Here is a 13,224-nt window from a genome sequence, read left to right as displayed (position 1 = left end):
TCTCCACGTTCGAGTCGCCCCCTCTCATCGCCACACAGGTCTCGTACTTGTGGGGTTGACTCACGTGTCCTCGTCACGCAAATATCACTTTCGAGGCCAAGTTATACAGCGCCATACTGGCAAATAAGCCAATGACTAATGAAACAAATCTATTGACCCGATTACCGGATATTATCGATGGCAGATTGCGCCCAAAGACCGCCCCCAGTCCTACCCAGACAATCCCCACGGGAAGAATAACCAGGGAAAAAATCGCCATGAATGAAAGATAACTTTCCAAGTGCATGAAGGTTCCGGCGGGGGCTACGAACGAAGCAAAAAACAGCCCTTTCGGATTGGTCAACGTTGCCAGGAACAGCGCCGAAACCGAGATGGCAGCGGGCTTCCCTGACGTATCCAGTTGCACCGAAAACCACAGTTTCAGGGAGATGTAGAACAGGAAAATCACCGCCAGGACCTTCGTTGCCACCACCACCCAGCCGTAATTGGCCGTCAGCGCATCAATGGATATACCCCAGGCGGTAATCTGGATCAGGTAGGCGATCCATTCAGCAAGAATCAACTTCAGCGAATAACCGCCCAGTCCGCGACTGACCCCCGACTGCAGCAGCAGCGAATTGGTCGGCCCCGGCACCAGCAATACCGTGAGCATTGCAATTGCAACGTAATACATAACCAGCCCCCAAAAAATTCCAAAATGGATTTATTTTCCAGTCGACTTATTTTCCAGAGTGGAAAATCCGTTTTCTTATTTAACCGCGAGAACACCCTTGCCTTTGTTGCAACTTGATGACTTCGCGTCCAGACTCTTCAAACCCAAGATCAACTCGTCAGCGCTGTCACGGCGACCGGGGTCACAATCTTATAATTTCCCCCTGCATCACAGTTATCGTACAACCTGCCGAACACCGATAAACAGCCGGGATGGCGAAAGTCTCACGATGACAATTAAACAGTACTTTGCCCTCGCCAGCCACCTGCACTTAAGTACAGTTGCCGCGTTTATACAGGATCACTATAAATAAGCACCTCTTCCCTATCCGCGACGTACTTATGATCGGCTATTTCCCTCACTCGTACATTTTCTCCGAGCACTCGTACACTTTCTCCGACGTGCATATCGCCATTGCCAGCTACAGCGAACTGCCCACCCAGGCATTAGAGCAAATACTCAGTATTCGCAAATCCGCTTTTATCGACCGGAGAAAATGGGATATTGAAAGCTACGCCGGCAGCGATTATGAATTCGATGAATATGACAATGATGACGCGATCTATATTTACTCCCATAAAGGGCCACAGGTGACCGGCTGTGTCAGACTTCGCCCGTCCTATAAACCGACCCTGATTTGTGGCGCCTTGAGCTTCATGCTCAGCGATGATCTGTCCAGGCCCAACCCGTTTGATTGCTGGGAGGCGACCCGCTTTGCGCTGCTGAGCACCGACACCTCGAGCAACGACTTCAGCAAGACCAAAGTTGATTTTCGTACCGCCGCGCTGTTCATGGCGATGTTACAGTTTGCCCGCACACAAGAGGTCAGCACTTATGAAGTTATTGTAGATGCCATGATGGAAAAAGTTCTAAGACGTTCTGGCTGGGTCCTCCATCGACGCAATGTTGCACAAGGTAGCAAGGGCGAGAAAGTCATCTATGGCACCCTCGAGTGCACGCCCAGGATCTACGACAACATGCTCAAGATAAACCATATGCAGTGCCTGACAGGCGATCAACTGCCATTGGTTGCACTGCCCGCTGTCGACTACGGCGCGACCCACGCAAGCAACATGACTCGTTATATGACCCAAATCATCTGATACGTACCGATAAGCCTCATGGACCGTGGGCGGCGCTTGCCGTTGTGCCCAGAATAAAAAATGGAGAACGGATGAACTTGCAAAGACTTTTCCCGTCAGTCGGCAAAGTGATTGCCAACACCGGCAACCGTAATTTTCCGCGGGTGCTGCATGACCTGATCGTTGCCCAATTGCCTGTCGACGCCACGCACATCACCGAACTGCGGATCGACGCCACCAATGCCGCACAGTCGATCACCTCGAGTATCGGCGGCGTGGGTATCAGCCCGATCTGCACCGACACCCTGATGAATGCCTCATCGGTCAAGCAGTCTGCCCAGGCAGGTGACGGCACCTGGCTGGCGCCGCAAACCGAGCTGGCTTGCTGCCAGCGGGCGGCCACGCAGCACGCATCCCCCAACCACCTGCACCTGATCTGCCGCACGAAAAATCGCTGCTACGCCTTGTCGGTCTATCGATCCAACCCGTCCCTGGGGTTTTCCACGCAGGAATGCGCGTTCCTCCAGGATTTTTCCTGCCTGTTGCTGCCCATGATCGGCGAGCATATCGAGGCCCTGCTGCCGACGCCGGTCCGCCTGGAAGCCTTCTCGGTCACCCAGGAGCTGGAAAACGGTGGCATGGATGCCCTGCGTCAGCGCTTCATCGAACGCCTGGAAATGTCCGGGTTGAATCTGTCCTCGCGGGAAACCGAAGTCTGCGTCGGCCTGCTGGCCGGGCGCACGGCACCGGAACTGGCTGACCAGCTGGAACTACGGGTCAATACCGTGGAGAGCTATCTCAAGCGTGCCTCCATCAAAATGGGCATCGGCGGGCGTCGCTCGCTGATCCGCTGGATGCATTCGGCGGACGCCAGGACCGGCATGGAAAACACCGTTGCCCTGCAAAGCGCCCTCTGATCCCTTGCTCTCATTCGTGAAAACACCTCGATAGCCGCCTGTTGCGTCTATCGAGGTGTGCGAAAGAGCCGCTTGACCCCTTCCAGCCCATCGTCAACGTAAGTAAAGATCACCGGCACCACCAACAGGCTCAAGACCGTCGAGGCCAACAGGCCACCGATCACCACCACCGCCATCGGCTGGCGGAAACTCGACTCCCCCCCCCACCCCAATGCCGTCGGCAGCATGCCCGCCCCCATCGCAATGGTGGTCATCAGAATCGGCTGGGCACGTTTGTGGCAGGCATCGATCAACGCCTCATAGCGACTCATGCCCTGGTCACGACGGGCCATGATTGCGTACTCCACCAACAGAATCGAGTTCTTGGTGACGATCCCCATCAGCATCAGCAAGCCGATGACCGAGGCCAGGGAGAAGCTCATCCCGCCGACAAGCAGCGCCAACAGGGCCCCACCCAGGGACAAGGGCAAGGCCGAAAGAATGGTCAGCGGCTGCATGAAGTCATGGAACAGCAGCACCAGCACCGAATAGATACAGAACACGCCAACGGCCATGGCCAGGCTGAAATTGCCGAACAGCTCGCTCATCAACTGCAACTCGCCCTGCTCCACCAGCTTCACTTGCCCCGGCAGGTGCTGCATCACCGGCAACTGTCGGGCTTCGTCCATCACCTCGCCGAGGTTGCGACCATTGAGCTCGATGGACAGGGTGATATTGCGCAGGCGATCCAGCCGATCGATCTGCGCCGGCCCGCTGCCCATGCTGATCGCTCCCAGGGAGGCCAACGCGACCTGACCATCCCGGCCCTTGACCCGTAACTGGGCGATGCTGTCCAGATCGGTGCGCACCTGCGCTTGCATGCGCACCCGCACATCCACCTGGCGCTGGGACAGATTGATCTTGCCCAGTGCCGATGAAAAATCGCCGTAGGTGGCCATGCGCAAGGTGTCGGCAATGTCCTGGCTACTGATGCCTTGTTCGGCCGCACGGACAAAATCCGGGCGCATCTGGATTTCCGGGCGCTGCACCGCCGTGCTCGAGGTCACGTTGCCGATGCCTTTGAGCTGCCGCAGTTGGGGTTCGAGGGCCGTGGCGGTACGCTCGAGCAAATCGCCGTCATCACTGGCGAGGACGATGTCCAGGCGTTCGCCGCTGCGGTCGCCGCCGACATTGACCCGTACGCCGGGCAAGCCGCGCAAGGCGTCGCGCATCTTCGCCTCGACCGCGGACTGTTTGAGCTCGCGCTGGTTGCGCGGCAGCAGATCGACGGTCAGGACCGCCTTGCGATTGCCACCGCCGGCAACATCGCCACTGCCCACGGCGGCGAAAACATGGGCCACTTCGGGAATGGCACGCAGCAACGCGTCGGCCTGCAGGGTGATCGCCCCCGTCTGCGCCAGGCTGCTGCCCGGCGGCAATTCCAGGCTGAGGGTACTGAGGGCGTTATCCTGGGCCGGCAGAAAGCTGGTGGGCAGCAGCGGAATCAGCGCCAGGGAGCCGAGAAACAGTACGCCGACCAGGGCCACGGTGGTCTTGCGCCGGGTCAGGCTGGTGTGGATCCAGCCCAGATAACGGCTCATCAAGCGACTGTCGTGCTCGACATGCGGCCGGGCCTTGAGCACATACGCCGCCATCATCGGCGTCAACAAACGTGCCACCAGCAGGGAGAATATCAGCGCCGCACTGGCGGTCACGCCGAATTGCCGGAACAGCTTGCCGGAAATCCCGCCCATGAAGGCCGTGGGCAAAAACACCGCCACCAGGGTCACGGTGGTTGCCAGCACCGCCAGGCCGATTTCGTCGGAAGCCTCGATCGCTGCCTGCCGCGGGCTTTTACCCATGCGCAGGTGCCGCGCGATGTTCTCGACCTCGACGATGGCATCGTCCACCAGGATGCCGATCACCAGGGCCAGGGCCAGCAGGGAAATGGTGTTGAGGGTGAAGCCGGCAAAATAGATCACTCCAAAGGTGGGGATGATCGACAACGGCAGCGCCGTCGCCACAACGATGGTCGCCCGCCAGTCACGCAGGAACCACCAGACCACCAACACTGCAAGCAACATGCCCTCGTACAACAACTCCATGGAACCGCGATAATTCTCCAGCACCGGCTGGACGGTATTACTCGCCTCGGTGATATGGATATCCGCGTGCTGTCGGGCAAACTGGCTCATCGCCTGGCGCACATCCGCCGTGACCCCGACATCGGAAAAGCCCAGGGAACGGATCACCTGGAAACCGATAACCGGCTTGCCGTCGCGATAAGCCCGGGTACTGCGCTCGGCATGGCTATCGCGCACCGTGGCCAATTGCTGCAAGGCCAACATGCGCCCATCATTGACGGGGATCCGGATGGCCCCGAGGGCCGCCGGATCGTCGATCGCGCCGAGGATGCGCAAGGCCTGCTGGCCGCTGCCGAGGTCACCCTGGCCGCCGGAGTTGTCTTTCTGCATCGCCCGCAAACGGCTGGCCACATCGTTCACGCTCAAGCCCAGGCCGGCCATCATCGCCGGGTCAAGGTCGACCTGGATTTCGCGGTCCACGCCACCGACCCGGACGACCTTGGTGACCCCGCGCACCGCCAGGAGCTGCTTGCTCAGTTCATTGTCGACAAACCATGACAAGGCTTCTTCGTTCATCCGCGGGGCCTCGACGACATAGGTCAGCAACGCGGAGGCATTGGTGGTCAAGCGGGCCACCGACGGCGTATCGAGGTTCGCCGGCAACTCCGCCTTGGTGCTGTCCACCGCGTTGCGCACTTCGTTGAGGGCCTCGTTGCCGTCCTTGTCGATGGCAAAGGTCACGCTGATGCTCACGCTGCCGTCGGTAATCAGCGTGGTGACATGCTGCAGCAGGCGCAGCGAGGTCAGTTTGTCTTCGAGCTTGCGCGCCACTTCGGTTTCCAGCTGCTCGGGCGCCGCGCCCTCCAGGGAGGCGCTGATGACTACAGTGGGCAGGTCGGTGTCCGGAAAGTCCTGGATGCCGAGCCGATCCAGGCCGAACACACCGAACAGGGTCAGCAGCACGAACAGCATGACCGCCGGAACCGGATAACGAATCGACCAAGCGGAAATATTCATCGGGCATCCGCCTCGGCCCGGACCAGGGTCACACTCGCGCCGTCACTGAGAAAGGCCCCGCCACTGCGGACGATCCGCGCCTGTTCCGCCAGGCCGCCGACGATCTCCACCGCCGCCCCGCGTCGACGCCCGACTTCCACGCCCTGCTGGCTGACATGCAGATCCTGGCCCAGCACAAACACATAGGAGCGACCATCGCGCAACACCACCGCGGTGTCAGGAACGGTCAGCGCCATGCTCGGCGCCAGTTCGATGCGGCCGCTGGCATACATGCCCGGCCGCGCCATGGACCCGGCGGGCAAGGACACATAGACCAGGGCGCGACTGGTCTTGCTATCGAGCACCGGTGAAACCAGTCGCACCCGACCTTCCACCTGCGCACCATCCGGCAGTTCCAGCTGGGCGGACTGACCGACCCGGACCCGCGACAATTGCCGCGCATCCAGCTCCGCCTGCCATTCGATACGGCCATCGCGAATCATCCGGAACAGTTCGCTGCCGGCCGCCACCACGTCCCCGAGCAAGGCCTTGCGCCCGGAGATAAGCCCATCGTCCACCGCAACGATGCGGGTCTGTGCGAGCTTGATACGGGTGGTACGCAGGTCGGCATTCGCCGAGGCCAGGTTGGCTTCGGCGGTCTGCACCTTGACCCGATATTCTTCCAGTTGCTGCTCCGACAAGGCCCCGCTCTGCCCGACCACCGCCGCCCGCCGCGCATTGGAGCGAGCTTCCTGCAACTGCGCGGCGGCCTGGGCAACCGCCGCCTTCTGCTTGTTTTCCTCGGCCTGGACACTGTCATCGGCCAAGGTGGCGAGGACCTGGCCCTTCTTCACCCGATCACCGATATCCGCCTTCAGGCTGGCGATGCGCAAACTGCCCGTTTCGGCGCTGATCACGGCTTCCTGCCAGGGTGCCAGCGCACCGCTGGCGACCAGGATTTGCGGCCACTCTTCGCGGTGCGGCTGAACCGCCTCGACACTCAGGCTGGTGGCCGCCACGGGGGCCGCCGCCGGTGCCGGCGCAGCGCGACCGAAGACCAGCCATCCCGAAACGGCCAACGCGGCAACCCCCAACAAGCCATAACCCAGGACCGGCTTCATGCTCCGCCTCGCGTCGCTACGTCGCTGGCCAGTCCCTCGCGACGGTCCTGCCAGCCACCGCCGAGGGCCTTGTACAGCGCGATCCAGTAGCGGACCTGATTCTGTTGCAGGGTGATCAGCTCGATCTGCGCCGACAGCGCGGAACGGCGGGCCAGTTCGCGGTCCAGCAGGCTGGCACTGCCGGCGTGCCAGTTGCGATCAATGGCCTGGAAATACGCTTCGTAACCGTCGGTGGCGCGCTGTGCGTCGACTTCCGAACGCCGCGCGGCGTCGAGGCGCACCAGCGACTGCTCGACTTCCATGACCGCCGTGCGAAGGGTCTGCCGATAGGTGGCCAGCGCCGAGTCATAACCGGCCCGGGCCGAGTCCACCGCCGCTCGCCGCTTGCCGCCATCGAACAGCGGAACATTCAACTGCGGGCCAAGACTCCAGTTCCGGCTGTATTCGCCGGTGGTGGTGCCCACGGCAAAAGAGCCGACCAGGCTCAGGCTGGGCAGGCGATCGGCCTGGGCCGCGCCGATTTGCGCATTCGCGGCCGCCAGCTCGCGTTCGCTGGAGGCCAGGTCCGGGCGCTGGCGCACCAGGTTGGCGGGGATCTCCCGCACGTCCAGCAACGCAGGCGCTGGCAACCGCGCCGGCGTATGAGCAAGCACTTCACGTACCTGCTCTTCGCCGCTACCAGTCAGGGCCACCAGGCTCTTGAGCAACACATCACACTCGCTTTGCTGATTGGTCAGGGTCGCACTGCTGGCGGCGGCGCTGGCATCGGTCAGCGCGGCATCGGCGGCGGCGGTAAAACCGGCCTGGAACGACAGCCGGGTCAGGCGCGCGGTCTGCTCCTGGGATTGCGCCTGGTCGCGGTAAGCGTTCACCAGCATTTGGCAGCCTCGGTACTGCACGAAGTCATCGCCGACCTCGGCGGCCAGGGACACCCGGGCCTCATGCCAGTCATCGACCCGGGCCTCGAGCAGGTTGCGCGAGGCCTCGTCGGTGCGCCGCAGCTTGCCGAACAGATCCAGTTCCCAGGCCGCGTCGAGGGTTGCCCCGGAGGTGGTACCGGTCTTGTTCAACCCGGTCTGACTGACCCCGGCCCGAGCCTTGGTCAGCCCGCCGTTGAGCTGCGGCCGGGTGTCGGCGATGCTGCCGTCCAGGGTTGCCCGGGCCTGGGCAATACGCGCCAGGGCCTGGTCGAGGGATGGGCTGTCGGCCTCGGCGAGGTGCAACAGGGTCGCCAGCGCCGGGTCATTGAACTGTTGCCACCAATCGCTCAGCCCCACCATCGAAGCGCCATGGGGCAGCGGCGCATGCCACTGGCTGGCCACCGCCACCGCCGGCAACTGGTAATCCGGACCCAACGTGCAGCCGCCCAGCAACGTCGCCAACAACGTCGACAGCAGGCAGCGGGCAGCAGGTTTGGCGATAGGCATAACGCTCTCGAAGACACCTGAACACAGGCGCCCTGGGAAATAGGAAAACAGGTGATGGCGCAGAAGGCTACGAAGGGTGTCGTGGCGTTTTCTTCCCGCGCCATAAAGTCCTTTCGTGGCATGCATTTAACCCCAGGGGCCGCAGCCTGTCTGGCGTGGAAAACGGGGACATCCCGGGCCCGATAAAGTGGCGATCGCCGCAGGGCTCTTACAGAATCGGGACCAGCTCGAAATGAGCAGCCAATGAATCCGTACCTGTGCCAATGAGTGATCGACTATGGAAGAGTTAAGCAATCTCAAGAAATTGGAGTCGAACGCGCGCACCTACGCGGCGACGTTTCAGCGCCTGTTTGTCAGCGGCAAGGGCATGCGGGTCAAGGATGCCAACGGTCAGGAATACCTCGACTGCCTGTCGAATGCCGGCACCCTGGCGCTGGGCCACAACCCTGCGGTGGTCCGTGATGCAGTGATCGAATTCCTCAACAGCGATCACCTGCAGCAGGCCCTGGACCTGGCCACGCCGGCCAAGCACGCGTTCGTCCAGGAACTGTTCGCGACACTGCCGGCCGGCATGCGTGACAACAGCAAGATCCTCTTCTGCGGCCCCAGCGGCTCGGACGCGGTCGAAGCCGCGATCAAGCTGGCCCGCCATTACACCCAGCGCTCCCCGCTGATGGCCTTCCATGGCGGCTACCACGGCATGACCGCCGGTGCGCTGTCGGCCATGGGCAACCTCAATCCCAAGGCTGGCCTGATAGCCCAGGGCACCCACTTCCTGCCGTTCCCCTACCGCTTCCGCTGCCCGTTCGGCACCGATGGCGAACACACCGACCGTCTCTCCATCGACTACATCCGCACCGTGCTCTGTGACCCGGAAAGCGGTGTGTCCAAGCCGGCGGCGGTGGTGGTCGAAGTGGTCCAGGGCGAAGGCGGTTGCATCGCGGCCTCGGCCGAGTGGCTCCGCGCCCTGCGCGAGATCACCCGGGAACAGGGCATCCTGCTGATCATCGACGAAGTGCAAACCGGCCTGGGGCGTACTGGCAGCCTGTTTGCCATCGAACACTCCGGGATCACGCCGGACATCCTGGTGCTGTCCAAGGCCATCGGCGGTGGCTACCCGATGTCGGTGATCGTCTATGCCGAGCACCTCGACACCTGGGGTCCAGGCATGCACGCCGGGACCTTCCGTGGCAACCAGGTGGCCATGGTGGCCGGGGCTACGACCATGCGCTACATCAAGGAGCACGACCTGGTGGGCAATGCCGCACGTCGCGGCGAGCAGTTGCAAAGCGGCTTGGAGGATATTGCCCGGCACTTCCCGTTTATCGGCGATGTGCGTGGCCGTGGCCTGATGCTCGGGGTGGAAATCGTCAAGCCGGGCAGTGGCTCGCGTCCAGGGCTGGGTGATGGCGCGCGGGCGCGGGCGATCAAGCTGGAGTGCTTCGACAACGGCATGATGATCGAGACCGGCGGACGCCACAGCGCGGTCCTGCGCTTCCTGCCACCGCTGAACATTACCGAATCGGAAGTGGGCCAGGTCCTCGATCGCTTCGAACAGGCCCTCAAGAGCAGCAGCGCGGCACGGGTTACCAGCGTCAGCGCGGTAGGCTGAGGCCATCGGTGCTTGCCCGCGACGCCAAGAGCTTCGCGGGCAAGCACCGCTCCCACATGATCAGCGTCACCCTGAACTATCAAAAAAAGGGCCCGTCGTGCAAACGACGGGCCCTTCTTCTTAATCCCGCGCCAACGCCTCGATCGGATCAAGCCGGGCGGCGTTGCGTGCCGGCACAAACCCAAACACGATACCGATCAGCGTCGAACAGATGAACGCGGTGACAATCGAGCTCACCGAGAACACCATCTGCCATTCCTTGACCAGCAGCGAAAACACATAGCCGATACCGAATGACAGGCTGATGCCGATCACCCCGCCGATCAGGCAGACCATCACCGCCTCCACCAGGAACTGCTGGCGAATGTCCGACTGACGTGCCCCCACGGCCATGCGGATACCGATCTCTCGGGTCCGTTCGGTCACCGACACCAGCATGATGTTCATCACCCCAATACCCCCCACCGCCAGCGAAATCACCGCGATCAACGACAACAGCAAGGCCAGCGACTGACTGGTCTTCTGTACCGTCTGCATCACGCTGTCGAGGTTGTAGGTGAAGAAGTCCTTGGTCCCGTGGCGCTTCTCCATCAGCTTGCTGACGTTGTCCTCGACCACCTTGCTCGGCTGGCCGTCCTTGATCCGCACGGTGATGCTGTCCAGGAAGCTCTGGCCCAGCACCCGACCCGCCGCGGTTTCGTAAGGCATCCAGATATTCAGGTTCTTGCTGGTGTTGAAGATGTTCTTCTTGTCCTCGGTCACGCCGATCACCGTACACGGCAGGTTATCCACCAGGATCACCTGGCCCAGCGGGTCCACCGTCGGGCCGAACAGGCGGGTGCGGGTGTTGTAGTCGATCACCACCACCTGGGCCTGGCGCCTGGCGTCGTCCTTGGTGAAGGACACCCCCGAGCCGATCTTGGTGCCGCGCACCTGGAAGTAACTCGGGCTGACCCCACTGACCGTCGCCGTCACATCGAGGTTGCGGTAGCGCACCAACAGGTTGCGGCCGATGTTCGGCGAGGCACTGTCGATATAGTACAAGCCGCTCAAGGCCGCGACATCGGACAGGGCCAGGGTCTCGATGGACCCCGCCTTGTTGTCGCCAAAGTCACTGCCGGGGAAGATCTCGATGGTGTTGCTGCCGATGGCCTGGATGTCTTTAAGCACATAGCGCTTGGCCCCTTCGCCAATGGCCACGATCGACACCACCGACGTGATGCCGATAATGATCCCGAGCATGGTCAGCAAGGTGCGCATACGGTGCGAGATCAGCGCCACCCAGGCCATCACGAAGGCCTCCTGGAACAGCGCCAGGCTGGCCATCAGCCGGTTGCCCTGCTTGGGCTTGGCCGGCAGGCGCTCGGTGGCCTTTTCGTTGACCAGCGGGCGATTGGCGTTGACCCGATCGGCGATGATCTCGCCGTCGCGCATCTCGATGATGCGCTCGGCATGGGCCGCGACCTTTTCATCGTGGGTCACCAGGATCACCGTGTGCCCGGCGCTGTTGAGCTCCAGCAGGATCTTCATCACCTCCTTGCCGCTGACGCTGTCCAGGGCCCCGGTGGGTTCGTCGGCGAGGATGATTTCGCCGCCGTTCATCAACGCCCGGGCGATACTGACCCGCTGTTGTTGACCGCCCGATAACTGGCTCGGCCGATGTTCCAGGTGCCCCCCCAGGCCCAGGCGTACCAGCAGTTCCTGGGCGCGACTGTAGCGCTTGGTCTCGCCGGTGCCGGCATAGACCGCCGGCATTTCGACGTTGTGGGTCGCCCCCAGGTGCGGCAACAGGTGATAGCGCTGGAAAATGAAGCCGAAGTGATCGCGGCGCAACTCCGCCAGCTCATCGTCGCTGAGGGTGCTGGTTTCACGCCCGTCGACCTTGTAGCTGCCGCTGTTGGCGTGATCCAGGCAACCGAGCACGTTCATCAGGGTCGACTTGCCGGAGCCCGAGGCGCCGGTAATCGCCACCAGCTCGCCGGCATTGATCGTCAGGTTGATGTCATTGAGCGCGATGAAGTCCTTCTCACCGGCGACGAAACGACGGGTAATGCCCTTGAGTTCCAGCAGGGGTCTGCTCATGGTCAGGCTCCCGCTACCGCGGGTGTTGCCGACGGCTCGCCGATCACGACCTTGTCACCCTCGGCCAGGCCACTCTTGATCTCGACCCGCACATTGTTGTTGATGCCGGTCTGCACATTGCGGGTCTGCGCCTGGCCCTGGTCGTCCACCACCCGTACCGGGAATGTACCGTCCTGGTTCTTGTCACCCAGTGCCGCCACCGGCACCGTCAGCACGGTCTTGGCCTGGTCACGGACGATATGCACCTGGGCGGTCATGGAAATGCGCAGGCGATGATCCGGGTTCGGCACATCGAACAACGCGTTATAGAACACTGCGGTGTTCTGCTTGCTGGCGCCGGTGGCCTGGGCATCGAGGAAGTTCTGCGGCGCCGGCTCAGTGCCGCGCAGCTTGGCGTAATAACGTTTGTCGGCGTCACCGAGGATGGTGAAATACACCTCCTGGCCCGGGACAATGTGAATCACGTCGGCTTCGGATACCTGGGCCTTGATGGTCATGGTGTCCAGGTCAGCGAGCTTGAGGATGACCGGGGTCAACTGGCTGGCGATCACGGTCTGGCCTTCCTGGGTCACGATGCCCACCACATCACCGTTGATCGGAGCGACGATACGGGTGTAGCCCAGATTGATCCGGGCGGTCTCGACCTGGATCCGTGCGTCCCTGACCTGCGCTTCCAGCGACAGCAGGTTGGCCCCCTTGACCTCGAAGTTCGACTGCGCGGTCTCGAAGTCCTGTTTGGAAATCGCATCGTCCTCGCGCAGCAGCTTGTAGCGCTCGTAGGTGGACTTGGCATCCTTGAGTTGCGAGGCGGCCGCCTGTTTCTGCGCGATCAGGTTCTCTTCATTGACCTGCGTCTGGCGCAGGGCGTTCTGCAGCACCACCGGATCGATTTCCGCCAGCCACTGGCCCTGGGAGACCTTGTCGCCCAGCTTGACCTTCAGCGACTTGAGCTGGCCCGAGACCTGCGCACCGACATCGACCTGCTTGATACCTTGCAGTACCCCGCTGGCCAGCACGGAGTTCTCGATATCCGCGCGTTCGACCTTGGCGGTCAGGTACTCCGGCGGTTTTGCCGGGGCTTGCACGCTGTAGAAAATAATTGCCGCCAGAACCAGCAGCACCACCACTATTACCACTTTGCGAAACTTCAACTTTTTCATAGAAAGCCACGAATGTGTTGAGGGTTGACCCGACGGACCCACCGCCGGGCTT

9 protein-coding genes are annotated in these 13,224 nt (G+C 62.0%); 3 read left to right on the top strand and 6 right to left on the bottom strand.

Features of this window, described 5'->3' with window-relative positions; translation table 11 throughout:
* Positions 1 to 73 precede the first annotated feature (73 nt).
* Positions 74 to 679: a LysE family translocator gene (locus tag CWE01_RS13355; RefSeq protein ID WP_100940998.1), complete on the bottom strand. Its 606-nt coding sequence runs from the start codon at positions 677 to 679 to the stop codon at positions 74 to 76.
* Between the two features lie 374 nt (positions 680 to 1,053).
* On the opposite strand from CWE01_RS13355, the gene CWE01_RS13350 reads away from it, so the two are divergent.
* Complete coding sequence (locus CWE01_RS13350) at positions 1,054 to 1,815, top strand: acyl-homoserine-lactone synthase (protein ID WP_100940997.1); 762 nt, start codon at positions 1,054 to 1,056, stop codon at positions 1,813 to 1,815.
* A 71-nt stretch (positions 1,816 to 1,886) separates the two neighbouring features.
* The gene (locus CWE01_RS13345; RefSeq protein WP_100940996.1) at positions 1,887 to 2,711 is read left to right on the top strand and encodes a helix-turn-helix transcriptional regulator; all 825 of its coding nucleotides are present in this window, start codon (positions 1,887 to 1,889) and stop codon (positions 2,709 to 2,711) included.
* Between the two features lie 47 nt (positions 2,712 to 2,758).
* Here CWE01_RS13345 and CWE01_RS13340 read toward each other — a convergent pair whose 3' ends face one another.
* Genes CWE01_RS13340 through CWE01_RS13330 form a run of 3 tightly spaced genes read right to left on the bottom strand, consistent with a single transcriptional unit; the run spans position 2,759 to position 8,318 of the window.
* Positions 2,759 to 5,791, bottom strand: a complete 3,033-nt coding sequence (locus CWE01_RS13340; RefSeq protein ID WP_100940995.1) for an efflux RND transporter permease subunit — start codon at positions 5,789 to 5,791, stop codon at positions 2,759 to 2,761.
* A complete protein-coding gene (locus tag CWE01_RS13335) occupies positions 5,788 to 6,891 on the bottom strand; it encodes an efflux RND transporter periplasmic adaptor subunit (RefSeq protein WP_100940994.1) in 1,104 nt (367 codons plus the stop codon). Before CWE01_RS13335 ends, CWE01_RS13340 begins: the two co-directional genes overlap by 4 nt.
* Positions 6,888 to 8,318 carry an efflux transporter outer membrane subunit gene (locus tag CWE01_RS13330; RefSeq protein ID WP_100940993.1) on the bottom strand — a complete coding sequence of 477 codons (1,431 nt, stop codon included), beginning with the start codon at positions 8,316 to 8,318 and terminating at the stop codon, positions 6,888 to 6,890. Before CWE01_RS13330 ends, CWE01_RS13335 begins: the two co-directional genes overlap by 4 nt.
* A gap of 277 nt (positions 8,319 to 8,595) precedes the next feature.
* Here CWE01_RS13330 and CWE01_RS13325 point away from each other — a divergent pair, with 277 nt between their 5' ends.
* The gene (locus CWE01_RS13325) at positions 8,596 to 9,930 is read left to right on the top strand and encodes a diaminobutyrate--2-oxoglutarate transaminase family protein (RefSeq protein WP_100940992.1); all 1,335 of its coding nucleotides are present in this window, start codon (positions 8,596 to 8,598) and stop codon (positions 9,928 to 9,930) included.
* 120 nt (positions 9,931 to 10,050) lie between these two features.
* Here CWE01_RS13325 and CWE01_RS13320 read toward each other — a convergent pair whose 3' ends face one another.
* The gene (locus tag CWE01_RS13320) at positions 10,051 to 12,012 is read right to left on the bottom strand and encodes a MacB family efflux pump subunit (protein WP_100940991.1); all 1,962 of its coding nucleotides are present in this window, start codon (positions 12,010 to 12,012) and stop codon (positions 10,051 to 10,053) included.
* A gap of 2 nt (positions 12,013 to 12,014) precedes the next feature.
* Positions 12,015 to 13,172, bottom strand: a complete 1,158-nt coding sequence (gene macA / locus CWE01_RS13315) for a macrolide transporter subunit MacA (RefSeq protein ID WP_100940990.1) — start codon at positions 13,170 to 13,172, stop codon at positions 12,015 to 12,017.
* Positions 13,173 to 13,224 lie beyond the last annotated feature (52 nt).

It is taken from the genome of Pseudomonas sp. QS1027, from assembly GCF_002814235.1.
Classification (GTDB): domain Bacteria; phylum Pseudomonadota; class Gammaproteobacteria; order Pseudomonadales; family Pseudomonadaceae; genus Aquipseudomonas.
Note: the sequence above shows the minus strand (reverse complement) of the source record. Positions and strands in the feature narration are given on the sequence as shown.